24 protein-coding genes are annotated in these 26224 nt (G+C 49.2%); 17 read left to right on the forward strand and 7 right to left on the reverse strand.

Features of this window, described 5'->3' with window-relative positions:
- Nucleotides 1–80 precede the first annotated feature (80 nt).
- The gene (gene coxB, locus ABJO30_12170; protein MEP3233576.1) at nucleotides 81–998 is read right to left on the reverse strand and encodes a cytochrome c oxidase subunit II; all 918 of its coding nucleotides are present in this window, start codon (nucleotides 996–998) and stop codon (nucleotides 81–83) included.
- Nucleotides 999–1465: 467 nt separating this feature from the next.
- Here coxB and ABJO30_12175 point away from each other — a divergent pair, with 467 nt between their 5' ends.
- Nucleotides 1466–1993: an invasion associated locus B family protein gene (locus tag ABJO30_12175; GenBank protein ID MEP3233577.1), complete on the forward strand. Its 528-nt coding sequence runs from the start codon at nucleotides 1466–1468 to the stop codon at nucleotides 1991–1993.
- A 67-nt stretch (nucleotides 1994–2060) separates the two neighbouring features.
- Entirely contained in the window at nucleotides 2061–3470 is a 1410-nt protein-coding gene (gene tldD, locus ABJO30_12180; protein MEP3233578.1) for a metalloprotease TldD, read from the forward strand.
- 18 nt (nucleotides 3471–3488) lie between these two features.
- Here the strand turns inward: tldD and pdxH are convergent, their stop codons facing one another.
- Nucleotides 3489–4091 carry a pyridoxamine 5'-phosphate oxidase gene (pdxH, locus tag ABJO30_12185; GenBank protein ID MEP3233579.1) on the reverse strand — a complete coding sequence of 201 codons (603 nt, stop codon included), beginning with the start codon at nucleotides 4089–4091 and terminating at the stop codon, nucleotides 3489–3491.
- Between the two features lie 98 nt (nucleotides 4092–4189).
- Here pdxH and ABJO30_12190 point away from each other — a divergent pair, with 98 nt between their 5' ends.
- Together ABJO30_12190 and ABJO30_12195 are read left to right on the forward strand one after the other, a co-directional pair.
- Entirely contained in the window at nucleotides 4190–4642 is a 453-nt protein-coding gene (locus ABJO30_12190; GenBank protein MEP3233580.1) for an RT0821/Lpp0805 family surface protein, read from the forward strand.
- Nucleotides 4643–4758: 116 nt separating this feature from the next.
- Nucleotides 4759–5712, forward strand: coding sequence for a DnaJ C-terminal domain-containing protein (locus ABJO30_12195; GenBank protein MEP3233581.1), 954 nt, complete (start codon nucleotides 4759–4761; stop codon nucleotides 5710–5712).
- A gap of 185 nt (nucleotides 5713–5897) precedes the next feature.
- On the opposite strand, the gene ABJO30_12200 is transcribed toward ABJO30_12195, so the two are convergent.
- Entirely contained in the window at nucleotides 5898–6293 is a 396-nt protein-coding gene (locus tag ABJO30_12200; protein ID MEP3233582.1) for a BA14K family protein, read from the reverse strand.
- 167 nt (nucleotides 6294–6460) lie between these two features.
- Nucleotides 6461–7420 (reverse strand): L-threonylcarbamoyladenylate synthase, encoded by a 960-nt coding sequence (locus ABJO30_12205; GenBank protein ID MEP3233583.1) that lies wholly within the window; start codon nucleotides 7418–7420, stop codon nucleotides 6461–6463.
- Nucleotides 7421–7648: 228 nt separating this feature from the next.
- On the opposite strand from ABJO30_12205, the gene ABJO30_12210 reads away from it, so the two are divergent.
- Genes ABJO30_12210 through ABJO30_12220 form a run of 3 tightly spaced genes read left to right on the forward strand, consistent with a single transcriptional unit; the run spans nucleotide 7649 to nucleotide 11140 of the window.
- Nucleotides 7649–9451 (forward strand): acyl-CoA dehydrogenase, encoded by a 1803-nt coding sequence (locus ABJO30_12210; protein ID MEP3233584.1) that lies wholly within the window; start codon nucleotides 7649–7651, stop codon nucleotides 9449–9451.
- 18 nt (nucleotides 9452–9469) lie between these two features.
- On the forward strand, nucleotides 9470–10231 hold the full coding sequence (locus ABJO30_12215) for a crotonase/enoyl-CoA hydratase family protein (protein MEP3233585.1): 762 nt from the start codon (nucleotides 9470–9472) through the stop codon (nucleotides 10229–10231).
- 36 nt (nucleotides 10232–10267) lie between these two features.
- The gene (locus ABJO30_12220; GenBank protein ID MEP3233586.1) at nucleotides 10268–11140 is read left to right on the forward strand and encodes an NAD(P)-dependent oxidoreductase; all 873 of its coding nucleotides are present in this window, start codon (nucleotides 10268–10270) and stop codon (nucleotides 11138–11140) included.
- Here ABJO30_12220 and ABJO30_12225 read toward each other — a convergent pair.
- Nucleotides 11130–11969: a ChbG/HpnK family deacetylase gene (locus tag ABJO30_12225; protein MEP3233587.1), complete on the reverse strand. Its 840-nt coding sequence runs from the start codon at nucleotides 11967–11969 to the stop codon at nucleotides 11130–11132. The genes ABJO30_12220 and ABJO30_12225 overlap by 11 nt on opposite strands.
- 196 nt (nucleotides 11970–12165) lie before the next feature.
- Here ABJO30_12225 and ABJO30_12230 point away from each other — a divergent pair, with 196 nt between their 5' ends.
- The 10 genes from ABJO30_12230 (at nucleotide 12166) to ABJO30_12275 (ending at nucleotide 23978) form a co-directional block, all read left to right on the forward strand.
- Entirely contained in the window at nucleotides 12166–13197 is a 1032-nt protein-coding gene (locus ABJO30_12230) for a glycosyltransferase family 2 protein (GenBank protein MEP3233588.1), read from the forward strand.
- A 30-nt stretch (nucleotides 13198–13227) separates the two neighbouring features.
- The gene (locus ABJO30_12235) at nucleotides 13228–15453 is read left to right on the forward strand and encodes a hypothetical protein (protein ID MEP3233589.1); all 2226 of its coding nucleotides are present in this window, start codon (nucleotides 13228–13230) and stop codon (nucleotides 15451–15453) included.
- Nucleotides 15450–15827 (forward strand): GtrA family protein, encoded by a 378-nt coding sequence (locus ABJO30_12240; protein MEP3233590.1) that lies wholly within the window; start codon nucleotides 15450–15452, stop codon nucleotides 15825–15827. Before ABJO30_12235 ends, ABJO30_12240 begins: the two co-directional genes overlap by 4 nt.
- 81 nt (nucleotides 15828–15908) lie before the next feature.
- Nucleotides 15909–16838 carry a histone deacetylase family protein gene (locus ABJO30_12245; protein MEP3233591.1) on the forward strand — a complete coding sequence of 310 codons (930 nt, stop codon included), beginning with the start codon at nucleotides 15909–15911 and terminating at the stop codon, nucleotides 16836–16838.
- Between the two features lie 5 nt (nucleotides 16839–16843).
- On the forward strand, nucleotides 16844–17086 hold the full coding sequence (locus tag ABJO30_12250; GenBank protein ID MEP3233592.1) for an exodeoxyribonuclease VII small subunit: 243 nt from the start codon (nucleotides 16844–16846) through the stop codon (nucleotides 17084–17086).
- Nucleotides 17087–17363: 277 nt separating this feature from the next.
- Nucleotides 17364–19313, forward strand: a complete 1950-nt coding sequence (gene dxs / locus ABJO30_12255; protein ID MEP3233593.1) for a 1-deoxy-D-xylulose-5-phosphate synthase — start codon at nucleotides 17364–17366, stop codon at nucleotides 19311–19313.
- A gap of 170 nt (nucleotides 19314–19483) precedes the next feature.
- Nucleotides 19484–20821, forward strand: coding sequence for an MFS transporter (locus tag ABJO30_12260; GenBank protein MEP3233594.1), 1338 nt, complete (start codon nucleotides 19484–19486; stop codon nucleotides 20819–20821).
- A complete protein-coding gene (locus tag ABJO30_12265) occupies nucleotides 20818–21597 on the forward strand; it encodes a TlyA family RNA methyltransferase (GenBank protein ID MEP3233595.1) in 780 nt (259 codons plus the stop codon). The genes ABJO30_12260 and ABJO30_12265 overlap by 4 nt, the downstream gene beginning before the upstream one ends.
- Nucleotides 21598–21605: 8 nt before the next feature.
- On the forward strand, nucleotides 21606–22895 hold the full coding sequence (locus tag ABJO30_12270) for a class I SAM-dependent RNA methyltransferase (GenBank protein MEP3233596.1): 1290 nt from the start codon (nucleotides 21606–21608) through the stop codon (nucleotides 22893–22895).
- A gap of 3 nt (nucleotides 22896–22898) precedes the next feature.
- On the forward strand, nucleotides 22899–23978 hold the full coding sequence (locus ABJO30_12275) for a class I SAM-dependent methyltransferase (protein ID MEP3233597.1): 1080 nt from the start codon (nucleotides 22899–22901) through the stop codon (nucleotides 23976–23978).
- Between the two features lies 1 nt (nucleotide 23979).
- Here ABJO30_12275 and ribB read toward each other — a convergent pair whose 3' ends face one another.
- Entirely contained in the window at nucleotides 23980–25098 is a 1119-nt protein-coding gene (gene ribB / locus ABJO30_12280) for a 3,4-dihydroxy-2-butanone-4-phosphate synthase (protein MEP3233598.1), read from the reverse strand.
- Between the two features lie 5 nt (nucleotides 25099–25103).
- On the reverse strand, nucleotides 25104–26192 hold the full coding sequence (gene aroC / locus ABJO30_12285) for a chorismate synthase (protein ID MEP3233599.1): 1089 nt from the start codon (nucleotides 26190–26192) through the stop codon (nucleotides 25104–25106).
- Between the last annotated feature and the right edge of the window lie 32 nt (nucleotides 26193–26224).

Raw genomic sequence — 26224 nt, forward strand, 5'->3', positions numbered from 1 at the left:
CTCGTTTCCTCGTCGATGTCGGCTTGCCATATAAGCTATACCGTCAAATTTCTTTTTTATCGCTTGTCTATTGAGCCCGCTTACTTTTTAGCGAGCTGCACTTTCGCGTTTTTATTGTCTTTGATGTTAGACGCTAGAATTTCCCAACCGATATCTAGGTCTTCTGATGCTGAAGCTGCCCAATCATCAAATGTGTCTTCGTCAACAACACGGATTGCAATTGGCATGAATGAGTGTCCAGCAAGACCTTCACCTGCGCCACAAATTTGTGAACACTGACCGTAGTAGAGGCCTTCTTTTTCTGCCTTAAACCATGATGTGTTCAAGCGACCAGGAACCGCATCAGCTTTTACACCAAATGATGGAAGCGCTACCGCGTGCAACACATCGCCTGATGTGATGTCGAGGCGAACAATCTTACCAACTGGAACAACAATCTCATTGTCGACAGCAAGCAAGCGTGGATAGTTTGCAATGTCTTCGCCGCGCTCAAGAGCGATGTCTTTGCGCTCGTCTTCAGTTTGAAGCATGGAAGAGATGTATTCGTCGATCTCGTAGTCTGGATATTCATAACCCCAGTTCCACTGATATCCGGTCACTTTAATCACCACATCAGCTTCCGGCGTTTCAAGTTGCTGGTAAAGCAATTTGATTGACGGAGCGACGATGATCAAAAGGATCGCGATTGGCGCCACTGTCCAAATAATCTCAATCATCGTGTTGTGCGATGTTTTTGACGGAACAGGGTTAGCTTTAGAGTTGTAACGAATGATCACCCAGCCAAGCAGGCCTGTAACGAACAGTGTGATTATCGTGATGATAATCAGCGTAAAGCCGTTAAGCCGAGTAATGCTTTCCATAATCGGCGTTGCCGATTCTTGGAATGTCATCTGCCAATCTTTTGGCTGCTGAGCCAAGGCAAGGGTCGCAAATACGAAACTTACAAAAAATGTCAAAACGCCAGTCATTAGGCGGCAGGCGCGGTCAAATAGCATCATCGTCACGATGTCTTCTCCTGATTTCTCTCGCTGACTTAAAGCATCCAATAATTGAATCGCTTACGAGAGTTTTAGAAAGCACACGCTTTCTTGTTATTCTTTTAACGGTTTAACGAACCGTTGGAAATACGGCTGATTGCCTTACGACAATCTTGGTCAATTTAGGATGAAACCCAGATTGAGGTCGCAGTTGCCCCCACGATTAATGGGTTAGAACCATATTGAGCCAAAAAGAACAATCTCTTTCTTCAAGAATAATACTAATTTGGGGTGAAATTCACCATTAGAACGACGTCACGATGCAACACATGCATTTCATCCTCAAATTTTTCATACAATTACCCAAACCAAGGGCACTTCCAGCGGTGCAAAACCCAAATTTAACGGCATGGCTATGCTTTTTTTCCAAATACCGCCTTATTCATGCTTGAAATAGAGATATTGAAAATTGATTCGAAAGCCTAGCAATGTCTGCCATCAAAAATTTTCTTAAGCCGATCTCGGTGACGTTAGCCCTCCTTTCTGCGCCTGTATTGCTTGCTCAATCAGCAAATGCACAGGGCGAAGTGAAAGAAACCCATGGAGAATGGGAAATTCGGTGTGAGACCCCAACAGGGGCCAAAGCGGACCAATGTGCGCTTATTCAATTTGTGGTCGCTGATGATCGCCCCAATGTTGGGCTTACCGTCATTGTTCTAAAGACTGCTGATAAGAAAGCACGCGTCTTGCGCGTACTCGCGCCCCTTGGCGTTTTGCTTCCTTCTGGTCTCGGCCTTCGCATTGATAACAAGAATCTAGGTAATGCGGCCTTTGTGCGCTGTGTTGCAGATGGCGGCTGTGTTGCGGAAATCGTAATGGATGACAAATTAGTCGACGATTTCAAAAAGGGAAATGTTGCCACATTTGTGATTTTCCAAACGCCAGAAGAAGGTATAGGCATTCCAATTGAACTTAATGGTTTTACTGCGGGCTTTACCGCACTAGAAAAACTGTAAGCCCTCCCCTCTACCAAAAGACGCGCTAAGGACCACCTGTATGACCGATATTGCACCCTCACCCGATATGTCACTGTTTGAAATTGGCGACCTATCGCGAGATAAGGCAACATCAATGCTGGGTGATGCTTTAAAGGGTGCAGATGATGGCGAGCTTTTTGTCGAATATTCCCAGTCTGAAGGGCTGACATTTGACAATGGACGCTTGAAGGCAGCTTCTTTCAACACGGGCCAAGGCTTTGGCCTTCGTGCAGTTGCTGGTGAAGCGGCAGGTTATGCGCATTCGGGCGAAATTTCTGTGGCAGCCCTTGAGCGTGCAGGTGATGCGGTGCAAGCCGTTAAGGCAGGTTATGAGGGCTCTTATGCAGCAGCACCTGCCCGAACCAACCGTCAACTTTATACAAGCGACAACCCAATCGGTGAACCAAGCTTTGAGGCGAAGGTTGATTTGCTTCAAAAGATTGATGCCTATGCGAGAGATTTAGACCCTCGCGTACGGCAAGTCTCTGCGTCGCTTTCTGCTAATTGGCAGGTGGTCGAAATTCTCCGCGCTGATGGTCACTATGTGCGTGATGTCCGCCCGATGGTTCGCCTTAATGTTTCTGTTGTTGCTGGCGAAGGCGACAGACAGGAAACAGGGAGCTATGGCACAGGCGGACGCACCGCTTTTTCAGACTTCCTACTGACAGAAAACTGGCAGCACGGCGTGAACGAAGCCCTGCGGCAGGCACTGGTCAACTTAGATGCAATACCAGCCCCTGCTGGTGAACTTGATGTGGTTCTTGGCGCAGGTTGGCCGGGCATTCTTCTGCATGAGGCTGTTGGTCACGGTCTTGAAGGCGACTTTAACCGCAAGAAAACATCTGCCTTTTCTAACCTAATGGGCGAGATGGTCGCCTCCCCTGGTCTGACCGTGGTGGATGACGGCACTATTCATGACCGCCGAGGTTCTTTGTCTGTCGATGATGAAGGCACACCCACCAACCGAACGGTATTGATCGAAGATGGCCGTCTAGTTGGCTATATGCAAGACCGTCAAAATGCACGCCTTATGGGTGTTAAACCAACCGGTAATGGCCGCCGCCAATCATATGCTCACATTCCAATGCCGCGCATGACAAACACGATCATGGTCAACGGCAACCACGAGCCAGACGAGATTATCTCATCCGTGAAAAAAGGCCTCTACGCTGTTTCTTTCGGCGGTGGGCAGGTTGATATTACATCTGGTAAATTCGTGTTTGAATGTACCGAAGCTTACATGCTCGAAGACGGCAAAATTGGTGCGCCCGTAAAAGGCGCAATGATCATCGGTAACGGACCGGAAGCTATGCGCAAAATTCCAATGATTGGCAATGATTTGAAGCTTGATCCAGGCATTGGAACTTGCGGCAAACAAGGCCAAGGTGTGCCTGTGGGCGTTGGTCAACCAACCATGCGCCTTGATGGTATCACCGTTGGCGGAACTGCGGTTTAATTTGGCAGTCCCTTTGGCTTAAGGATACCAACGCTCTTTCGTCCAGTCTTGATCAATTGTTTCTCGTTGAAAAACCGAGCGATCATGAAGACGCGCCTCTCCATCCTGCCAAAATTCAATATAAAGCGGCAAAATACGCGTGCCATGCCAATGGTTAGGGCGCGGAATATGCTCTTCGGGGTATAGCTTATTCAGTCGCTCAATCTCCTGCATCATGGTTTCTCTGCTATCAAGAGGCCGCGATTGTTGCGAAGCTACCGCGCCTAGGCGACTCATGCGGCTTCGCGATGCGAAATACGCATCAGCCTCTGCGTCTGTTACAGGTTCGATCAAACCTCTAACACGCACCTGACGCCGCAAACTTTTCCAATGAAAATTCACTGCAGCTTTTCCGCTTTGTTGAATTTCTTGCCCTTTCTGACTTTCAAGGTTTGTGTAGAAAACAAAACCTCTCTCATCATGACCTTTCAACAAAACAACACGAATATTTGGAAGTCCGCTTGAATCAACACTGGACAAAGCCATCGCATTTGGGTCATTAATCTCAGAAGATTGGGCGTCAGAGAACCATCGCTCAAACAGGTTATTGGGATTAGTTTCTTCAACAAAGTTATCAGTCATTAACTTTAGCCTGTCATAGTGAGATGGTAATTCGACGTCATGGAATTCGTAAACGGTTTAGAATGTTTGTAAAGCCTACACATCCCTCAAAAAAATCAATGTTATCATTGCTTACCTTGTGTTCAGCTATTGGTTTGGCAGGGTGCTCTATCACTGGTTTTGGGCCGGAAGTAGACAATGTGAACACCACGGCTTCTACTACAACCGTTGAGACCACAGCCTCACTTCAAGAAACCGTAGACCCATCTGATTGGGACAAGGTGCGCGAAGTGATGGACACTGTTTTGGTATCAGAACCTGCCGGTAAAACGCTTCCGTGGGAAAACGACGTGACTGGAACGGTTGGGACAATTGTCCCAATGGGTCTTGTTTCTGGCGACAATGGAACGATTTGCCGCAAGTTTTCCACAACCATCAACGGCATTGGCGGCATCCTTCAATATCGTGGCGATGCCTGCAAACCGCAAAATGGTCCCCTAGAGCTTAAAGGCTTAGTGCCGCACAATGCCGTCGTTGACGCGACTGTGGATGCACTACCAAAGCTTCAGTAGCGCTTATCTATTCTCTTAATGTTACCTCTCCCCAATTTTTATCGAGGGAGATTGTTTCTTTTTGACGTTGGGATGCCTACATTAGTCTTTGAAAAGTTCCACTAATTGAAGTTAACATGCGCGATCCTTATTCTATTTTGGGTGTTTCCAAGTCTGCCAGCGAAAGCGAAGTCAAAAGCGCTTTTAGAAAACTGGCAAAAAAATATCATCCTGACCAAAACGCAGACAATCCTCGCGCTCAAGAAAAGTTTGCCGAGGTCAATTCCGCTTATGAAATTGTCGGCGATAAAGAAAAACGCGGGCAGTTTGATCGTGGCGAAATAGATGCCGAAGGCAAACAAGCCGGTTTTGCTGGCGGGAACCCCTTTGGCGGCGGCAATCCTTTTGGCGGCGGCGGGCGACGATCTGGTGGCGGCCAAGGCGGGTTTTCTGCTGAAGATATATTAGGCGAAATTTTTGGCGGCAGAGGCGGCGGCGGCGGCGGCGCTGGTCCGTTTGGCGGCGCTGGAAGTCGTAGTTCCCAACAAAGCACGCAATCGTCGCGTGGTTCCAAAGGCCAAGATGTAAATGCTGCTCTTCAAGTGACACTGGATGATCTTTCCAAGAAAGACAAAATCCGAGTGGAATTACCGAGTGGCAAGACACTCTCTGTCGCCCTTCCAAATGGGGTTACGGATGGGCAGGTCATTCGGCTTAAAGGACAAGGCGAAGCTGGCTTTTCAGGCGCCAATGGCGATGCGCTCATCACCATCAACATTCGCAAACACTCGATGTTCAAACGTGACGGCGATGCGCTGCGTATTGATGTTCCCGTAACGCTTTACGAAGCCGTGCTTGGGGGCAAGGTCACAGTGCCAACCATGAAGGGGTCCGTTTCCCTGGCTATTCCTAAAGGAACCAGCGGCGGCCAAACATTGCGGATTAAAGATCGTGGCATCATCAAACGCGATGGCGCCATGGGAGATGTTTTAGCAACCTTGCGGATCATCTTACCAGAAGATGGCATGCAAGATCTTGAAACCATGATGCAAGTCTGGCGCGATCAACGGCCTTACAACGTCCGCAATTAAATAAAAACCTCAAAACCAAAAGGCCCCATCACCTCAAAAAGGTAACGGGGCAAGGTGCCTTGACACAGATACATAGCGTCAAGGCCGGAGGCGAAGCCGTGATGGAAATTTGAGTGGAACCTTAGTGGTGGGCATAAAAGAACCAGCCAGTATCGGCTGGTTCTTATGACTGGATGTCGTTCTTCTTAGTTGAAAGGAGATTCGCAGTAAGTTTCACCATGGCGACGTGAGATATATGTGTCTGAACGGTGATCATAAGATCTGTACTTTGAGTAGCACCAATCAAAATGCTTTTCCTGACGGCTCACTCGGTATTCGCGACGCTCACGAACATTGTTGCGTGACTTAGAGGCGTTGCTTGCAAGCAATCCACCAACAATAGCTGCGCTCACGCCGATCGTTGCGACACCCCGTTTTGTGAACTTTCCGTTCTTTTTAAAGAAGCCGACTTTTTCGACGGTGGTTGCTTTATCAATGTTTGTTAAAGCGTTCATACCATTTGCGCTTGCTGTATTAACGCTCATCGCAACTGTTGCGACGGCGAAAGCTGCGATAACTGTTTTTGTAAATGTGTTGGTCATTGTATCTCTCCGAATATGTCTTGTTTGTGCGTTTATTTGAGTTGTTTGTGTCTCTCGATGATTTGAATTTAGGGCCAAGCAAAACATAATGATGTGCATTGATGCACACTGAGTGCACATTGCATGATTATTTTTCTGTAAAATGAAATTTCAACACAAGACGTGAATTAACGAGGTGCTGCAGCTCGTGCCAAACGGTCGTTGATGGCCAAACCAAGGCCTGAAGTTGGTATTGGCGAGACCGCGATCCTCTTTACACCCAGCTCATCAAACTGCGTGAGGCAAGAAAAGAGGTTTGCTGCTGCTTCTTTCAAATCGCCACTTTCACTAAGTGAAAGAACATGGTGAGCATCAAGCTTCGCCGCGCCAAAAGTCAACGCGCCATCTTCACCATCAATTTCAGTGGCGGACAGACGAAGGGTTGCATTGGGCGCATAATGAGAGAGCATCATACCGGGTGCTTTGATGTGACCATCCGGCGTGGAATGATGAAGGGGCGCGCCAATATGTTCCTCTAAGGTCTCGGTCGATAAGCCACCCGGTCGCAAAAGAACTGTTTTACCTTCAACAAAGGAAACAATGGTCGATTCCAACCCAACACTTGCCGGCCCGCCGTCCAAAATCAAATCAATCCGGCCGTCAAGCTGTGTGGCGACATGGTCAGCAGAGGTGGGGCTTATTTTTCCAGATAAATTGGCGCTTGGCGCTGCAATCGGCTTGCCATAAGCGCCAATGATGTGCCGTGCTTTGCCCATGGGCACGCGGATGGCGACTGTGTCCAAGCCTGCGCGAACAAGATCTGACAAACCTGCACCCTTCTTATAGGGCACAACCAATGTCAAAGGACCGGGCCAAAAGTGCTTTGCGCAATTGAGCGCTTCATTCGAAAACTCACCATATTGCATCGCCATTTCTAAGCTATCGCAATGAACAATCAGCGGATTAAAGCTTGGCCGTCCCTTAGCTTCATAGATACTGGCAACCGCTTCGCCATTGGTTGCATCAGCAGCAAGGCCATAAACAGTCTCAGTTGGAAGTGCGACCAAACCACCCGCCTTAAAAACGTCAAGCGCAAGGTTTTCGGCATTTTCGCTCGTTAATGCGGTTTTCTCAGTCGTTTTATGCACAAAAGCACTCATATTTGTTGACGTTTACGTAAGCGTTATTTAAAACGATACGCAGTTGATCGCCGCAAGTAAGACAATCGGTTTTGCGGGATTGTTCATGGCACAAAAGCACGGCATCATGCCAGAATAAAAATTGCGGAAAATTACGTTGCTTCTATTTGGCGTCGAACACAATGAAAGTTTCGAGGCAGAGGACACATAGAGCAACGTCTATAATAGGAGGTCTGCATGTATCGCGCACCAGTGGAAGAAATAGCCTTCACGTTGAAGAAAGTGATCGGGCTGGATGCTGATTTGCAAAATGGCGTTTTTGGTGATCTGTCAGATGATCTAGTCGATGCTATTTTGGAAGAGGCGGGAAAGTTTGCCAATGACGAATTGGCCCCGCGCAATTGGCAAGGCGATCAAGAAGGCCTCAATCTCGACAATGCAGTTGTTACCACGCCCAAAGGGTTCGGCGATGTTTATAGCGCATGGTGCGAAGCGGGCTGGAACAGTTTAACAGGGTCAGAAGCTTTTGGCGGCCAAGCGCTTCCTCTCACGATGGCAGTCGCCACAAACGAAATGTGGAATGCGGCCAACATGTCGTTTGCACTCTGCCCGCTGCTTACAGCAGGCGCGATTGAAGCGCTTACCATGCACGGCAGCGACCATCTGCAACAGACCTATCTTGAAAAACTGATCTCTGGTGAATGGACTGGCACGATGAATTTGACAGAGCCGCAATCTGGTTCTGATCTATCCAGCCTACGCAGCAGCGCAAAACCATCCGGTGATGGCACGTACCGTATTTTTGGGCAGAAGATTTTCATCACCTATGGAGAGCACGACTGGACAAGCAACATTTGCCATCTCGTTCTTGCTCGCCTGCCAGATGCACCTGCCGGTGTTAAGGGTATTTCTCTCTTCTTGGTTCCAAAATTCATTCCGAATGAAGATGGCACACCGGGAACACGCAATGATGTCTTCTGTAGCGGGCTTGAAGAAAAGCTCGGCATCCACGCGTCACCAACCTGCACCATGATTTTTGGTGATGATCACGCCGTCAATGATACAGGTGAAGCTGGCGCGATTGGTTGGTTGATTGGCGAAGAAAATAACGGCCTTGCTTGCATGTTCACGATGATGAACAACGCCCGCCTTAATGTGGGTGTGCAAGGAGCTGGCCTAACGGAGCGTGCTTTTCAACAAGCCCTTACCTTTGCCAATGAACGTCGCCAAGGGTCATCTCCGCTGAATGACGCTGAAGGCATGGCGCCCATCGTGATGCACCCAGATGTGACCCGAAACCTCATGACCATGCGGGCGATGGCGCAAGCCTCTCGTGCGTTGTGTCTTGCCTGTGCTTATGCGCTTGATATGGCAGAACATGCCGATGAAGATAAACGCGCCTTTTGGAAAGCACGCGGCGACCTTCTAACCCCGCTTGCAAAATCATATTCAACAGATTGCGCGGTTGAAGCCTCTTCAATCGGCGTGCAGGTTCACGGCGGTATGGGCTTTGTTGAAGAAACGGGTGCAGCCCAGCACATGCGCGACAGCCGTATTTTGCCAATCTATGAAGGCACCAATGGCATTCAAGCGATTGACCTTGTGGGTCGTAAATTGCGCGTTGATGGCGGTGAAAATGCGAAAGCCTTTATTGGCGAGATGCGCGAAACTGCCGACGCATTGCGCGAGAGCAACCAATCAGATTTCGGCGCAATCGCTACCCGCCTCACCTCGGCATTAGATGATCTTGAGACAACCACGGACTATATGCTCGATTGTCTTTCATCCAAGAAAATGGCCGATGCAATGGCGGGTGCTACGCCTTATCAAAAGCTCTTTTCTCTAACAGCCGGTGCAGCCTTTCATGCAAAGGGTGCTTTAGAAACTGACGGCATTGACGATGGCAATGCAAGCTTACGCATCAAAACCGCCCGCTTTTTCGCTGAAAACTTAGCGACCGAAACCGCAAGTCTTCGCCTTACCGTTCTTGAAGGGGCGGATGGTGTATTGAGCGCGACAGAAGAGCTGCTTGCCAGCTAAGGCACTTTGGAGAAGACCATGACTGATTTCATTACCATCACTGATAGCGAGGCCGTTCGCACCATCCGCTTTAATCGTGCGGATAAGAAGAACGCGCTGACCCAAGACATGTACGCGAAGATGGCTGACGGCATTGAGAGTGCTGGCGACGATGGCATGAGAGCTATCCTCTTCCTCGGACAGTCCGGCGTGTTTTCTGCTGGCAATGATATTGCTGACTTCTTGTCTCGTGGCATGTCAAACGATATGAGCGCGACGGCGACAGTTCGCTTTTTGAAAGCCTTAGCAACCACACCCACACCAATACTTGCAGCCGTTGACGGTTTGGCGATTGGTGTCGGCGCGACCATGCTCATGCATTGCGATATGGTTTTTGCCAGTGAAGGGGCAACCCTCAAAACACCGTTCCTCAATTTGGGCGTCGTGCCAGAAGCAGCCTCCAGCCTAATTGCCCCCCGCATCATGGGACAGCAACGGGCATTTGAAATGCTGATTATGGGCGAAACTTTCAGTGCTGAACGGGCACGCGAAGCAGGTCTCGTCAATCATGTCACCAGCAGTGATGAGCTTGAAGCAACCGCAATGGCGGCAGCCCAAAAACTCAGCAAACTTGCGCCAGGTGCCTTGTCCATCAGCCGTAAATTACTGCGCGGCGATACATCCGATATTATTGCCCGCATGGATGAAGAGTTCGTCCTTTTTGCTGAACGCCTTCAATCAGACGAAGCACGCGAAGCCTTTGCAGCCTTCATGGAAAAACGCCCGCCACGCTTTGGCTAAAACAATACTATTTTTAAAAACATAAAGGTTCTAAGTATGTCAACACTCGCAGGAAAGACGCTTTTTATCACAGGCGCATCACGCGGTATCGGCAAGGCAATTGCCCTTCGCGCAGCGCGTGATGGAGCGAATGTTGCCATTGCGGCCAAAACCGCAGAACCTCATCCAAAGCTTGAAGGCACGATTTACACCGCAGCCGAGGAAATTGAACAAGCAGGCGGCAAAGCCCTCCCTCTCCTTGTGGATGTGCGTGAAGAAGCAAGTGTCGCTGACGCATTGGCAAAGACGGCTGAAACTTTTGGCGGTATTGATATTGTCATCAACAACGCATCCGCGATCAATCTTTCCAACACCGAAAAACTCGACATGAAGCGCTATGACTTGATGAATTCAGTCAATGCGCGCGGCACCTTCATGACAACAAAACTCGCCCTTCCCTATTTGAAAGAAAGCGAAAACGGCCACGTCATCATGTTGTCGCCACCGCTTGATATGGCGACCAAATGGTTTGCCAATCACGTTGGGTATTCCATCGCCAAATTTGGCATGAGCATGTGTGTGCTGGGCTTTGCAGGAGAGTTTAAGCGCCACGGCATTGCTGTGAATGCACTATGGCCACGCACCACCATTGCAACCGCTGCCGTTGGCAATCTTCTGGGTGGTGATGCGATGATGCAAGCAAGCCGAACACCTGAAATTTTGGCCGACGCAGCACATATGATTTTGAACAAAGACGCGCGTGAATTCACGGGCAATTTCATCATCGATGATACGTTTATGGCATCTGAAGGCGTGACTGACTTTGACCAATACCGTGTTGATGGTTCCGTCGCCCTCATGCCTGACTTCTTCGTGCCAGATGACATCCCACCACCAGATGTCGTGAGCTTGAGGCCTGTTAAAGCTTAAGGCCAGCGTCCAACATATCAGCGGCAAATGCATCGCTTGCCAGATAAGTCCATTCATCTATCCGACGATTTTGGATTGGGTCATGAATGGCGACTTCATCTGAATAAGGTGCAAACGCTGGATGGCACATGATGAGCGGGCAACTGGATGCGGTGGCTGCATGTTTTAGCCATCCCTGCATCAGTAGGCCGAAATCTTCGGACGTATCAAAGTCATTCACGCCCAAGAAGACGTCATTATGAGCGATGCTGGCTTGGTCTAGCAATTTGCGCATTCGCTGCGAAAGCTTCGACAAGATCATCGTCTTAATAGCTCTCGACGTTCGGCCCTGATCATCGCAAAGCCTGACAAATCCGCTCAACCCATTATTCTGAATACACTCCACCAAGCAGGAACGAACCGTTGGCATGAGATGGACATGCTGATGGCCGTCCACGAAATCAGGAAGTTGCCCCGCAACCTCTTTGAACCGCTCTATTTGCGCTTCAATCTCTAAAGTGATTTCTCGCTTATCAATCCTGCCCAAATGGCTGGATAAGAGCGTTTGATTGATGCTTGGAAAAGTGCCGTTTGGAGCCAGTTTCGGCATTACTGTCAGCGGTGCATATTCGCTCAAGGTGAGGTGCAGCCCAATTTTCAAATCATGCGCAGCATCACTCGCCGCATTCAGCAATTGCCCAACGCCACTTTCGAAAGAATCGCCACCACTCATGCAACTCACCGCATTCAGGCGGCCCTTGCGCACTAAATCGATGATACCATCGTTCACAGACTTTTTGAGGCCAAAATCATCGGCGCAGAGAGTGAAAATGGCAGTTCTTATGGTCATTCCAAGCGGATATACCGTTTTGCTTGTTAATACAATTGATCACTAATCGTTCACATAGACTTTACAGGAGTTTACCAATCCTGTTAAATTTCATTCCCACAAAAGAGTGATTTTAACCTTTTGTTAAGGTAAAAAAGATTGCGGGGCAGAGGATTTATAATCTTTTGCCAGTAAACAAGTTGAGTTCGAGGGTAAAATGCTAACGCCATATCCGTCACGAGAGACGAAACAAGCAAGCGAACTTGATGATAAGTTTTTGTCTATCGTTGTTCCAATTTACAACGAAGAGCAAAACATCCAACCACTATTGGAACGCCTAAATCCAGTGATGGAACAAATCGGTCTGCCATATGAAGTGATCTTAGTGGACGATGGCAGTAAAGACCGTAGTGCTGAAACTGCCGCCGAAGCCGCGCGCGAGAACCCTCACGTTAAACTCATCTGTTTCAGCCGCAACTTTGGCAAAGAAGCTGCCCTCAACGCTGGCCTTGCCCATGCAAAAGGTGACGCTGTCATCCAACTTGATGCAGACCTTCAACATCCGCCAGAAATCATTTTTGATTTTATCCGCGAATGGCAAGAAGGCGGCGAAATCGTTTTCGGTGCGCGCCGTTCTCGTGAGAGCGAAACATTTATGCGTCGCATCCTCGCCAAAACCTTTTACCGTGTTTTCTCCGCAATTTCCGATGTGAAATTGATGGAAGGTTTGGGTGACTTCCTGCTGTTAGACCGCAAAGTCGTCGATGCCATTCTTTCTCTTCCAGAACGCGAACGCTTCACCAAAGGCCTATACGCTTGGGTTGGATTTAAGAGACAAGCTGTTCCGTTTGAAGTGGCCCCACGCGCGGCCGGTCAATCAGGCTGGAGCATTTTCAAACTGTTCCGCTTCGCCATGAATGCGATCACCTCATTTGGTTCTATCCCGCTTAAAGTATGGAGCTATCTCGGGCTTGTTTTGGCGCTCTCATCGCTTGGTTATGCTGGCGTGATTTTGTTTGATAAACTCATCTACGGCAGCGATGTGAGAGGCTATCCAGCTCTCATGGCTGCAATTTGCTTCTTCTCTGGTGTTCAGCTTTTAGGGCTGGGCATTTTTGGCGAATATCTAAGCCGTGTTATGGCTGAGGTGAAACAAAGACCGCTTTACCTCGTGCAAGAGAAAGTTGGCTTTGAGGATGGCGACAAAGACAAGCGTGAGCCAACCCTATTCGATAGAATAGCATCCTAGGTCCTTTTAATTCCATGAAAAGCTACTCTCATGTTGCGTCGTGACAGCAAGGCTGTCTCGTTCAGTCTTTTTGCACTTGTTATTTTGTGGCTGATCTTCTGCATGCCTTGGCTTGTCGATGAGAAGGTCATTCCCTACGACGCGAAGAACCATTTTTATGCAATGATCCGCTTTGTCGCCGCCAGCTTTCATAGCGGTGAGAGCTTATCATGGAGCCCGTTCCATTTTGGCGGATTTCCGATGATATCGGATCCGCAATCTGTAATTTTTACGCCTTCTTTGTGGCCCCCGATCTTAATATCCAACGCACCATCAATGTTCTTGGTGGACATGACACACCTTGCTCATTTGCTGGTAATTGGGTGCGCAATCTTTGGCTTTGGTTGGTCGCGTGGATGGCATCCGGTAGCCGCATTCCTCACAGCCCTCACCGTTATGTTTAGCGGCGCGGTGATCATCCGCCTTGAGCATGTTTTGATGACCGTCAGCTTTATGTGGCTCAGCGTTGCCCTTTGGCGACTTGATGTTGCGATTAGAAACGGCGGCCTTTTTCGCGGGATATTGTTCGGCTTACCGCTTGCTTTAATGTTGATTGACCGCGACCATGTTGCGATGCTCGGCGCATGGTTTTTGTTCTTGTATTGGTTGTGCAACGCCATACCAAACCTTCGCCAGAACGGCTTCGTCTTAGCGTTTAAGCAGCACTACCCTGTACTGGTGGGTGGCGTTGCTGCCTTGCTCATCGTCGCCGTTCCACTGCTTCTTCTGCTTCAGCTTGCAAATATGAGCAATCGCCCAAGCTTTGACCTTTTGGATGCAAGTTGGCAGTCACTTCAACCTGTCGCCATGATTTCATTCATCTTCCCAGAATATTTTGGTTCACTCGTCAAATCTGGTGAATATTGGGGGCCAGCGAGCCAAGCTTGGGGCGTAAAGGGTTTGCAAATTCATCGCGGCATGCAGCACCTTTATTCAGGCGTTTTGCCGCTTGTTACTATTTTATGGCTTGGCCTCGCCAAAGGTCGACTGTTTGTCTCTGGCGGGCGATATTTCCTGTTTTTTAGCCTCGCCATGCTGCTTTACTCCCTTGGACGCTTCACCCCGTTCTTCGCCTTCTTTTATGAGTACATCCCAGGCTTCGATCTGTTCCGGCGGCCTTCTGATGGGATATTCTTATTCTCGCTCGCAATCAGCCTCTTTGCTGGCACGCTTATCAATGATGCGCTTCAAAGTGCTCCAATCAAAGGAAACAAGAACGGGCTAATTGTTGCGATTTTGCTCTTATCAGTTCCTGTGGTCGGAGGCTTTTATCTCGCCCATTCATTTGACCGGCTGACAGATTTCTTCGCCAGCCTTTCCATCTTCCTTGGGCTTGGCGCCTTGATGCTTGCGTCTCTTTTACTGATGGTCAAAAACAACAAAGCGCAATTTCTCGCGTTTAGCTGCTTAGGCTTATTGGTAAGTGCTGATTTGATTTTTCATTCCACCAACTTACGGGCGAATGCACGTCCAGCAGACTATTATGCACAACAAGCGCGCGGCGCAGATGAACCGCTCTTTAACAAAGTGGAGCAATTACTGGCCAAGCCCGATCCAAGCGGTGTGCCGTGGCGTATTGAGACGGTTGGCCTTGGTCCGACTGTACAAAACATTGGGCAAGTGACAGGCTTTCATGACCTGCTTGGTTATAACCCAATTCGTCTTGCTGCTTTTGAAGAAAAAATCGGCCCAAAAATGCAAAACAATGCAAACCGCCGACGCTTTTTTGGCAACACGATGGAGAGTTATAATAGCCCGCTCGCTCATCAATTGGGCTTGAAATACATCGTGACCTCAGTACCGCTTAAAAAGCTCGACCCAAAGCTCACCCCGGGAACATTCAAAAAAATCGCAAAGGTGCAGCTTATCGACCGGTCAGCCTTCATTTATGAAAACCCAAAGGCCGAGGCGCGGGCAATCTTCCAAGATCAATCAGGCGCCACCTCCCCTGCAAAAATTTTGAGCTACCGCAATGATGAGGTGCGTGTGAGCGTCAACGCTGTAGATGATGGCACGTTGATCTTGCGCGATTTTGCTTATCCAGCTTGGCACGTCACGGTGAATGGTAAGCCTGCGGAACTAATGACCCATAACGGCATTTTTCGCTCTGTTGCCTTGAACAAGGGTGAAAATGACGTGGTGTTCTCCTTCAAGCCTTTGAGCGTTGAAAACCTAAAGGCTGCAGTTTCGTCATTGATCGATGCAGACAAACCATGAGAAAGCACGAGCGCCTTATAACGTTTTTGATGGTGGGCGGCCTCGCTACACTTTGCCAGTATTCCATTTTAATTGGCTTGGTCGAACTTTTTGACGCCGACCCTGTCATTGCAAGCGCGATTGGTGCATTTTTTGCCGCGGTGCTGAACTATTGCTTGAACAAAGTCGCAACCTTCAAATCCACAGCAAAACACACAACCACTCTCCCGCGTTTCATCGTGGTTGCAGCCATCGCGATTGTACTTAATGCCGCGTTGATGGCCCTATTCACAAAAACCTTCAGCCTGCCCTATATCCCAGCGCAATTTGTAACCACCTGCATCATTACAATCTTCACCTATAACGCCAATCGCATCTGGACATTTAAGCAATAGCACCGCGATTACCCGCGGAATGGTTGACTTGCGCTGACAGTTGGCCTTCATGGGGGACAAGAGTTTTTCAGGAGCTTTCCTTTGACCACCTTGCTTATCCATCACGACGCGTTTTCCAATCACGTCACACCAACAGGGCACCCTGAGCGTGTGGACCGGATTTTAACCGTCAATGATACATTGTCAGATGCAGCCTTTAGCCGCCTAAAGCGCGAAAAAGCACCTTTAGGAAGTGCAGAGAAAGCCGCCCTTTGCCATCCTGAAGAATACATTCGAACGCTTGATCAAAATTCCCCTGAAGATGGCCTCCTTCAAGTAGATGGTGATACCTATTTGTCGCCAGGTAGCATGGAAGCAGCCTATCGCGCCCTTGGTGGTATTTGCCGCGCGGTTGATGTGGTGATGGACGGCGATGCGGATAACGCCTTTTGCGCCATGCGCCCACCCGGTCACCATGCAGAAAGAGCAACGGCTATGGGCTTTTGCCTGTTTAACACCGTCGCAATTGCCGCCAGACACGCGCAAGAAAAATACGGGCTTGAACGGGTAGCAATCGTCGATTTCGACGTGCATCACGGCAATGGCACGCAGGATATTTTTTGGGATGATCCATCCGTGCTGTTTTGCTCAACTCACCAAATGCCGCTTTTTCCAGGCTCCGGCCATGAGAAAGAAGTTGGTGAGCATAACAATATTTGCAATACGCCGCTTCGTGCTGGTGATGACTTTGAAATGTTCAAAGACGCAATGGATGAACGCGTGCTTCCCGCCATTGAGAATTTTTCGCCTGATTTGATCTTAATTTCAGCTGGTTTTGATGCCCACCGCCTCGATCCTCTGGCCAACATCAATTTAGAAGCCGATGATTTTCAGTGGGCAACTGGTAAAATTATGGAATTGGCGGGGCGCTTCTGCAACAATCGTGTGGTGAGTACGCTAGAAGGTGGCTATGATCTTGAAGGTCTTGGCACATCTGTCAGTGCCCACGTTAAAACTCTAATGGCCGGATAAAGATAATGACGGACGCAAACGCTATTCCAGAAGACATTGCAGCCCTACCCTTTGAACAGGCTCTCAAAGAGCTTGAAGGCATTGTCGGTCAGTTGGAACAAGGCTCTGTTGACCTTGAACAATCCATCAAAATCTACGAACGCGGTGAAGCGCTGAAAAAACACTGTGAAAAGCTGCTTTCTCAAGCTGAACGCAAAATCGAGACTATCCGCTTGTCATCAAATGGCACTGCGGAAGGTGTCGAGTAAAATCACCTTCAATTAGTATTGAGATTCGTTGTGCTGGACTTCGCAATGTAACCGTGTTTATACACTTAAAACGTGTGCTTAATTTGCACAAACTCTTGAATTTTGAGGTTTCACGACAGCAAACCCCCTGCTCTTTTGTTGCTAAAATGCAATGAAAGCCTACAGGTTGACTGTTTTGGCTCAAATTCAATCACAAAGAATAAAATGCCCTTGTGGTCGCAAGGTTTTTCTCTATTTTGTCGCCACGACTGAACAATGAATGGACGTTTAACTGATCATGTCTTCAAACACACCAATCCACAAGCCGGATACGCCGTTGCTAGACACTGTCAATGTGCCCGCAGATTTGCGTAAATTGCCTGATAGTGACTTGCGCCAATTGGCCGATGAATTGCGGCAGGAAGTTATTAGTGCCGTTTCCGTTACTGGCGGCCATTTAGGTTCCGGTTTGGGCGTGGTTGAACTAACTGTTGCGCTTCATCATGTGTTTAACACACCGGATGATCGGATCATTTGGGACGTGGGCCACCAATGTTACCCACACAAAGTTCTCACTGGCCGCCGCGACCGTATTCGTACACTTCGCCAGCCAGAAGGCCTTTCAGGTTTTACAAAACGTTCTGAGAGTGAATATGACCCATTTGGTGCGGCTCACTCATCAACCTCTATTTCCGCAGGTCTCGGCATGGCTGTTGCCCGTGACCTTTCAGGCGGCAACAACAATGTTGTGTCAATCATTGGCGACGGCTCAATGTCTGCGGGCATGGCCTATGAAGCCATGAACAACGCAGGCGCGCTTGATGCCCGCCAAATCGTTATCTTGAACGACAATGAAATGTCGATTGCCCCGCCTGTGGGTGCCATGAGTGCCTATTTGGCGCGCCTTGTTTCCGGCAAGACGTATCGCTCTATGCGTGAGACGGCAAAACAACTAGCAGAAAATCTGCCGAAGTTCTTGCAGCGCAAAGCCGCGCAAGCAGAAGAATATGCCCGTAGCTTCGCAGCTGGCGGCGGCACCATGTTTGAAGAGCTTGGCTTCTTCTACGTTGGCCCAATTGATGGTCACAACCTTGATCACCTTCTTCCAATTCTTCGCAATGTACGCGATAGCAAAGAAGGTCCGATCCTTGTTCATGTGGTAACGCAAAAAGGCAAGGGCTACGAATACGCGGAAAGCTCGTCTGATAAATATCACGGCGTGTCAAAATTCGACGTTATTACGGGCGCTCAGGTTAAAGCGAAATCTAACGCACCAAGCTACACCAAAGTATTCGGCACATCGCTGATTGATGAAGCAACACGTGACGACAAAATCGTGGGTATCACCGCCGCTATGCCATCTGGCACGGGCATTGATGCTTTTGGCAGCGCGTTTCCTGACCGAACATTTGATGTTGGTATCGCAGAACAACATGCCGTAACTTTTGCCGCTGGTATGGCGACAGAAGGCTACAAACCGTTCTGTGCGATTTACTCAACCTTCCTACAACGCGCTTATGACCAAGTGGTGCATGATGTGGCAATTCAAAGCCTGCCTGTGCGCTTTGCCATTGACCGTGCTGGCTTTGTTGGTGCGGATGGTTCAACTCATGCGGGTTCATTCGATACGACTTATCTTGCCACCCTGCCAAACATGGTTGTGATGGCACCGTCTGATGAAGCAGAACTGATGCATATGGTTGCAACTGCTGCGGCCCTCGACGATAGACCATGTTCTTTCCGCTATCCACGCGGTGAAGGTATTGGCGTTGAAATGCCAGAGCGCGGTGAAGTTCTTGAAATCGGCAAAGGCCGTGTCATGAAAGAGGGCAACAGCGTTGCACTCCTAAGCTTCGGCAGCTCATTGAAACACGCGCTGCAAGCAGCAGAAGACTTGGATAGCCAAGGCCTTTCAACAACGGTTGCTGATGCTCGCTTTGCTAAACCACTTGATGGCGATTTGATTGCGGATCTTGCAAAGAACCACGATGTCTTGATCACCATTGAAGAAGGTGCTGTTGGCGGGTTTGGTAGCCATGTGCTGCAACACCTCACGGACAATGGCCTATTGGACGGCAATAATTTGCGCGTTCGTGCGATGGTTATGCCTGATGTCTTCGTCGACCAGGAAAAGCCAGAAAATATGGTTTCTAATGCAGGCCTTGATAACACTGGCATCGTGAAAAAAGTGTTTGAAGCTTTGGGTAAAGAAATGCCCGCCGAAGGTAACGGCACCTTGACCGCCTAATTGGGCAAGTAAAGCAAACCAATACAATCTATTTCAAAACGCCATTTGCGACAGCAAGTGGCGTTTTTTGTTATTGACAGATTTCAGAAATGGGCGCAAAGCGAACTCTAGTGATTTTCTTGTAACGGCCTGTTTTAACGCCGTGTAAGACCCTATTTCGAGACATTAAAATGGCTGCTCTAATTGCTCCAGTATCAGCGTTGTTGCTGTCCGTTGCCCTATTGATGATGGGCCACGGGTTGCAAACGACTATTTTGCCAATCCGCGCGGAAATGGAAGCCTTTAGCGGCAGTGCTATTGGTATTATGTCATCCATGTTCTTCGTAGGCGTTGTGGGGGGCGGGTTACTCTCTCCCTATATCATCGTGCGTGCAGGGCATATTCGCGCCTTTGCAGCCCTTATCTCGTTGGGTTCAGCCGCCGCTCTTATTCATCCCCTTGTGATTGATACATGGTTGTGGAGCTTTAGCCGCATGATTACAGGCTTTTGCGTCTCGGCAACTTATTTGATTTTTGAGAGTTGGCTAAACGAGCGCGCCACGAATTCGACCCGTGGGCTTGTCATGTCCACCTATACGATTGTTGTCTACACAGGGATTATGATCGGGCAGCTCTCTACAATTTGGCTGGAAATATCAGGCTTTCAGGCTTTTGTTGTTTCTTCCATCGCGCTTTCCCTCGCCGTTATTCCAGTGGCACTCACAAAAAGTGCTCAGCCCGCCCCAATCGCCTTGGTGCGCTTTCGACCTTTGAAGCTTTACCAGACATCACCGGCTGCGATTATCTCCATTGCTTTTGTGGGTCTGGCAATCGGTGCGCTGTTCTCGCTGCTACCTCTGTTTGGTTCGCAAACTGGCATGAGTTCTGACCTAATACCAATCCTAGCTGGTTCTTTGATGTTTGGCGGATTGATCTTGCAATATCCCTTAGGCCGCATGTCAGACAAGGTAGATCGGCGCATAGTTTTGATCGTTGGCGGTATTGGCACGGTCGTTGTTTGCCTCGTCATGGTCTATGGAAATTTCAAACACCCCTACGCGCTCATTGGCCTGACTGCTCTGCTTGGCGGCCTCTTGCAGCCGCTTTATTCTATCGCTGCTGCCCACGCTTATGACTACACAGAAACTGAAGACATGCTGGAAACCGCCGCAGGGATTTTGCTCGCCTACGGTATCGGTTCAATCTTTGGTCCAACCTTGGCAACCACGATGATGGAATATCAAGGACCAATGGGTCTGTTCTTAATGGTCGCCATTGCGCTTTCCATTTTAACGATCTTCCTCCTTCTCCGCCTCACACGCCGTGATGCACTGGCAACTGAGGACAAAGATGATTATGATCTCGCATCAGCTGCACCAATTGGTGGTATTATCGCGCCAGACCTATATGAAGGTGATGATGATTATGTTCTGGTTCCAGATGAATACGAAGCGGAAGCAGACTTTGACGAAGAAACAACCGCTGAAACACCATTTTCAGATGATGAAGAGAACGAGGGTACAGATTGACCGATACCGGCGACCTACAACCATTTGCACGCCTTGACCAATTGATGGTGGAGCGCGGCATTGCACAAAGTCGCTCACGAGCCGCCGATGCTGTTTCTCGTGGCACGGTGATGGTCGATGGTGAAAAAGCCCTAAAGCCTGCCCAAAAAATTGCGCCCTCTTCCAACATCACGATAAACGACCCAGCAAGCGACTATGTTTCTCGCGCAGCCCTCAAACTCATCAATGCACTTGAGGAGTTCAGCTTCGATCCATCCGGTCGCACTTGCCTTGATATTGGCTGTTCAACGGGTGGCTTTACCCAAGTTTTAGAAAAGCGCGGTGCGGCACATATATTTGCGGTGGATGTGGGGCATGACCAGTTTCACCCTTCTGTAAAAGAACTTGAAAACGTCACTCTGCACGAAGGCCTGAATATTCGTGACCTTGAAGCAGAGCACATCACACTCGACGGAGAGAGCGAACCCGCGCTTGATGCCATTGTTTGCGATGTGAGTTTCATCTCCTTAAAGCTCGCCCTTCCCGCAGCGCTCAAGCTTGCCAGCAAAGGCACATGGGCTGCTATCCTCGTTAAGCCACAATTTGAAGTTGGCAAAGAAGGCGTTGGCAAAGGCGGCATTGTGCGTGAAGAAGGTGCATCCTTGAAAGTTGCCGAAGAAACTGCCGAATGGCTCTCACAAATTGAGGGTTGGGAGGTGACAGGCTTGGTTGAATGCCCCATTACTGGCGGCGATGGAAACCAAGAATACATGCTAGGCGCACGCTTTAGCGGTTAAGGAATAAAATGGCACGCGGACGGCGGCAATTTAAAAAACCTAAGAAGAAATCACCCGACCCAGTTCGCGGAACCTATACGATCAAAGGCCTTGCCCATCGTGGTGACGGCATTGCGGTTGATGGCGAACGGTCAATCTTCATCTCACATACGCTGGAAGGTGAAACCGTTGAAGCCGATGTGGTCGGCGAACGCGGCATATTGGTTGACGTGTTAGAGCCTGCCAAAGATCGCGTTGAGGCACCTTGCGAACATTATCTTGAATGCGGCGGTTGTAACCTTCAGCATATGGAAAATGGAGCTTATCTAAGCTGGAAGAGTGAGCAGGTTGTTCATGCGCTTGAGGCTCAAGAAATTAAGCTCGCGCCCCAGCCGATCATTCCGATTGAAACAAAGACCCGCAGACGCGCAACCTTTTCTGCCACACGGTCAGGCAGCGATATAAAGTTCGGTTTTCAAGGCGCTAAAAGTCACCGCATTGAAGAGATTTCTTCGTGCCTTGTTATCGTGCCAGAAATTGAAAAGGCACTGCCGAAGCTTCGAAGCATTGCAGCAATCATCACACCCAAACGCGGCACCATGAGAATGCACGTGTTGATGACGGACAATGGCCTTGATATTCGCCTTGATGACTTTGGCGATTGGCCTGATTTTGAAACTGAACGCGCATTGATGAACGCGGCAACAAAGCTCGGTCTTGCCCGCATTAGCCTTGGCCCCTCTATCTTGATTGAGCTTGATACACCGAGCCTACATTTTGGCGACGCCATTGCCCCTTTATCCCCTGGTGCGTTTACGCAAGCCACCGCGCAATCAGAGCAAGCGCTGGTTGAGCTTGTGGTTGAGGGAACGAAGGGCTTCAAGCATGTCATCGACATGTTTGCAGGCTCAGGCACATTCGCCCTCAATTTGGCAAAGCATGGCCGTGTTCACGCGGCTGAAGGCGATAAGGCGGCTGTTCTTTCACTCGAAAAAGCAGCGCGCGCTACACCATCCCTAAAGCCAGTGACCAGCGAACAACGTGACCTATTTCGTCGCCCATTTATGGAAAAGGAATTGCGCAAGTTTGATACTGTAGTTCTCGACCCACCAAGGGCAGGCGCGAAAGAACAATGTGCGGAGCTTGCCAAATCTACGATTGAAAAAATTGTCTATGTTTCCTGCTCGCCATCCTCTTTTGCACGGGATGCAAAAACGCTGATTGATGGCGGATACGTATTAAATCAAGTTTTTCCGGTGGACCAATTCCTTTTCTCTCACCATATTGAGTTAGTAGGGACTTTCAGCAAAGGCGAATAAGCCATGAGTGAGAAACCGAATTTAGTCGAACAAGCCGCCACCCGCGTGGCTTATACAATGCAGCAAGGTGCACGGGTTGCTTGGTATACAGGGCAAGGCCTTGCCATGCGCCGCGTTGTGGCACGTATGGAACGTGATCTTCCACCCCCAAAACGCAGTTTCACGCCCCCTTCCACGCCGACACCCAAATTACCTGAATTGTTGCGCGGGGTTGCAAAGCTCATGGCGCAAGATATGGCCAATGTGGAAGCTGGTCTTTATCCCATGCCAAAAGATGAGCAAGGCGGACTGCCAAGTATTTTAAAACGCGCCCAGCGCTTTTTTGCTGATGCCCCAAAAGTACAAATGCGCCGCCGTGAAGATCGCCATCAAGAAGTTTATGAAGAACATCGCGGATCAAACGACCTGCCACGTTATTATTTGCAGAACTTCCATTTCCAAACCGATGGATGGATGTCACGGGAATCGGCAGAGCTTTATGACACGCAGGTTGATGTACTGTTCCACGGGTCAACGGCTGCCATGCGGCGGATGGGTTTAGCGGAAATCGTCAAAGCGGCAAGCGGTAAAGACCAACGCAAACTCTCCATGCTGGATGTTGCAACGGGCACAGGTACTTTGCTGCGCGATGTCGCGCGGGTGCTCCCTCGCCTGCCGATCATGGGCATTGATCTATCTGAAGAGTATTTAGAAGAAGCCCGCGAGCGCTTTGCTGATCGGCCCAACATTACCTTTCAACATGGCAACGCCGAGCATATGCCTGTGGCTGATGAAAGCGTTGATATTGCCTCGTGTATTTATCTCTTCCACGAACTACCGCCAAAAGTGCGCCGTATCGTTGCGAAAGATATTTGCCGCGTTTTAAAATCCGGCGGCACGTTCGTTTATGTGGATTCACTGCAAACAGATGACACGCCCGCTTATAACGGGCTGCTGGAGAGCTTTCCTGAACTCTTCCATGAGCCTTACTACAAAGGCTATTTAACCGAAGATTTGGTTTCTATCTTTGAAGAAGCGGGCATGACGTTAGAAAAATCAACCCCGCACTTCTTTTCAAAGCTGATGGTTTTCACCAAGCCGTAACTTAAGTTAGCGGCACGGTTTCTTCGATTTCAATATCGAAACCATCAAGACCAACATAGTGCCGCTCGGTTGAAGAGAGCAGACGGATCGTGGTGACGTTTAATTCGCGAAGAATTTGCGCGCCAAGGCCGATCTCTTTCCATTCCTTTTTGCGCTCTTCAGATGAACCATGTTCTTCTTCGTCATCTTGAGACATGGTTGCTGTTCTCAATGCACGTTCAGATTCTGATGCAACGCCAACAGACCCTTCACGCAGATAGACGACGATGCCGCGTCCTTCTTTTGAAACTTTTTCAAGCGCAAGATCGAGTGTTTTGTCTGCACCGAAAGCATCACCAACAACCGATTCACGGTGAAGGCGAACGGGAATGCTGACACCATCGCGAATATCACCAAACACAAGCGCCAAGTGCTGCATCGGGTCAAACGGTGTTTTAAAGGAAACGGCAACCGCCTCACCCACTTTGGTTTGCACGGTTTCTTCGCCAACAAGCTCCACCAAAGTTTCGCTACGCTGACGGTAGGCAATGAGGTCTGCAACAGAAACGGTTTTAAGGCCGTGCTCTTCAGCAAAATCCTTCACCTGTGGTCCGCGCTTTACAGTGCCATCGTCATTGACGAGTTCTGAGATCACGCCAACGGGATAAAGGTCTGCAAGCTTACAAAGATCGACCGCTGCTTCTGTATGACCAGAACGCATCAACACGCCACCTTCGCGCGCGACAAGCGGGAAGATATGGCCGGGGCGCACAAAGTCATCAGCACCAGAATTAGGGTTTGCAAGACCGCGTACTGTAGAACAGCGCTCTGCCGCTGAAATGCCTGTGGTCGTGTCATGGCGATAATCAACAGATACGGTGAAAGCCGTTGTATGCGGACTATCATTGTCTGATACCATCGCATTGAGGTTGAGGCGCTTTGCTTCTTCGCCTGTCATTGGCGCACAAACAATGCCGCTTGTGTGGCGAATGATGAAGGCCATTTTTTCAGGTGTCGTGTGAACAGCTGCGACAATCAAATCGCCTTCGTTCTCACGATCATCATCATCCATAACAACAACAATTTCACCCGCTTCAAACGCACGAATGGCGTCAACGACTGATGTAAAATCTGTACTCATATTCTTTATCCAACTTGGCCACGATGGCGCAGGAAATGATCAGCAAGGACGCAAGCCATCATAGCTTCGCCAATTGGCACGGCGCGAATACCGACGCAAGGGTCATGACGGCCTTTGGTCATCACATCAACCTCATCACCAGAACGGGTAATACTTTGGCGCGGGGTGAGGATGGAGCTTGTCGGCTTAACAGCAAAACGCGCAACAACTGGCTCGCCTGTTGAGATACCACCCAACACACCGCCTGCATGATTGGAAAGGAACCGAGGTTTGCCCTCATTGCCAATACGCATTTCATCAGCGTTTTCTTCGCCAGTCAGGGTCGCGGCTTCAAAGCCATTGCCAATCTCAACACCTTTAACAGCGTTGATCGACATCATGGCAGACGCAATGTCTTGATCGAGCTTTGCATAAACAGGAGCACCAAGACCTGCGGGTACGCCTTCAGCAATTACTTCGATTACAGCACCGACAGAAGAGCCAGCTTTGCGAATGCCGTCTAAATAATCAGCCCATTCAATGGCAGCTTTAGCATCAGGACAGAAGAACGGGTTTTCGTTCACCTGATCCCAATCCCAATTGTCATAGTTGACCTTATGTGGGCCAATTTGAACCATGGCGGCACGAATTGTCATCTCAGGGACAACTTTGCGCGCAATCGCACCAGCTGCCACACGCGCTGCGGTTTCGCGAGCAGACGAACGACCGCCGCCGCGATAATCACGAATACCGTATTTAGCATCATAGGTGTAATCAGCGTGGCCTGGACGATAGCGCTCTTTGATCTCGGAATAGTCTTTTGAGCGCTGGTCCGTGTTTTCAATCATCATGGAGATTGGTGTACCAGTGGTCATCAAAACACCGGTCTCATCATCAATCATGGTGCCGGATAGAATTTTCACCTGATCAGGCTCTTGGCGCTGGGTGGTATATTTAGATTGACCCGGTTTGCGCTTATCCAAAAAGCTTTGAATTTCTTCTTCAGAAATAGCAATACGCGGTGGGCAACCGTCTACCACACAACCAAGTGCGGGACCGTGGCTTTCACCCCATGTGGTAAAGCGAAATAAGTGGCCGAAGCTATTGTGAGACATCAAAAACCGTCGTTCTTCATAAGTTTAGATCA

The sequence above is a fragment of the Hyphomicrobiales bacterium genome (assembly GCA_039973685.1).
Lineage (GTDB): Bacteria > Pseudomonadota > Alphaproteobacteria > Rhizobiales > JACESI01 > JACESI01.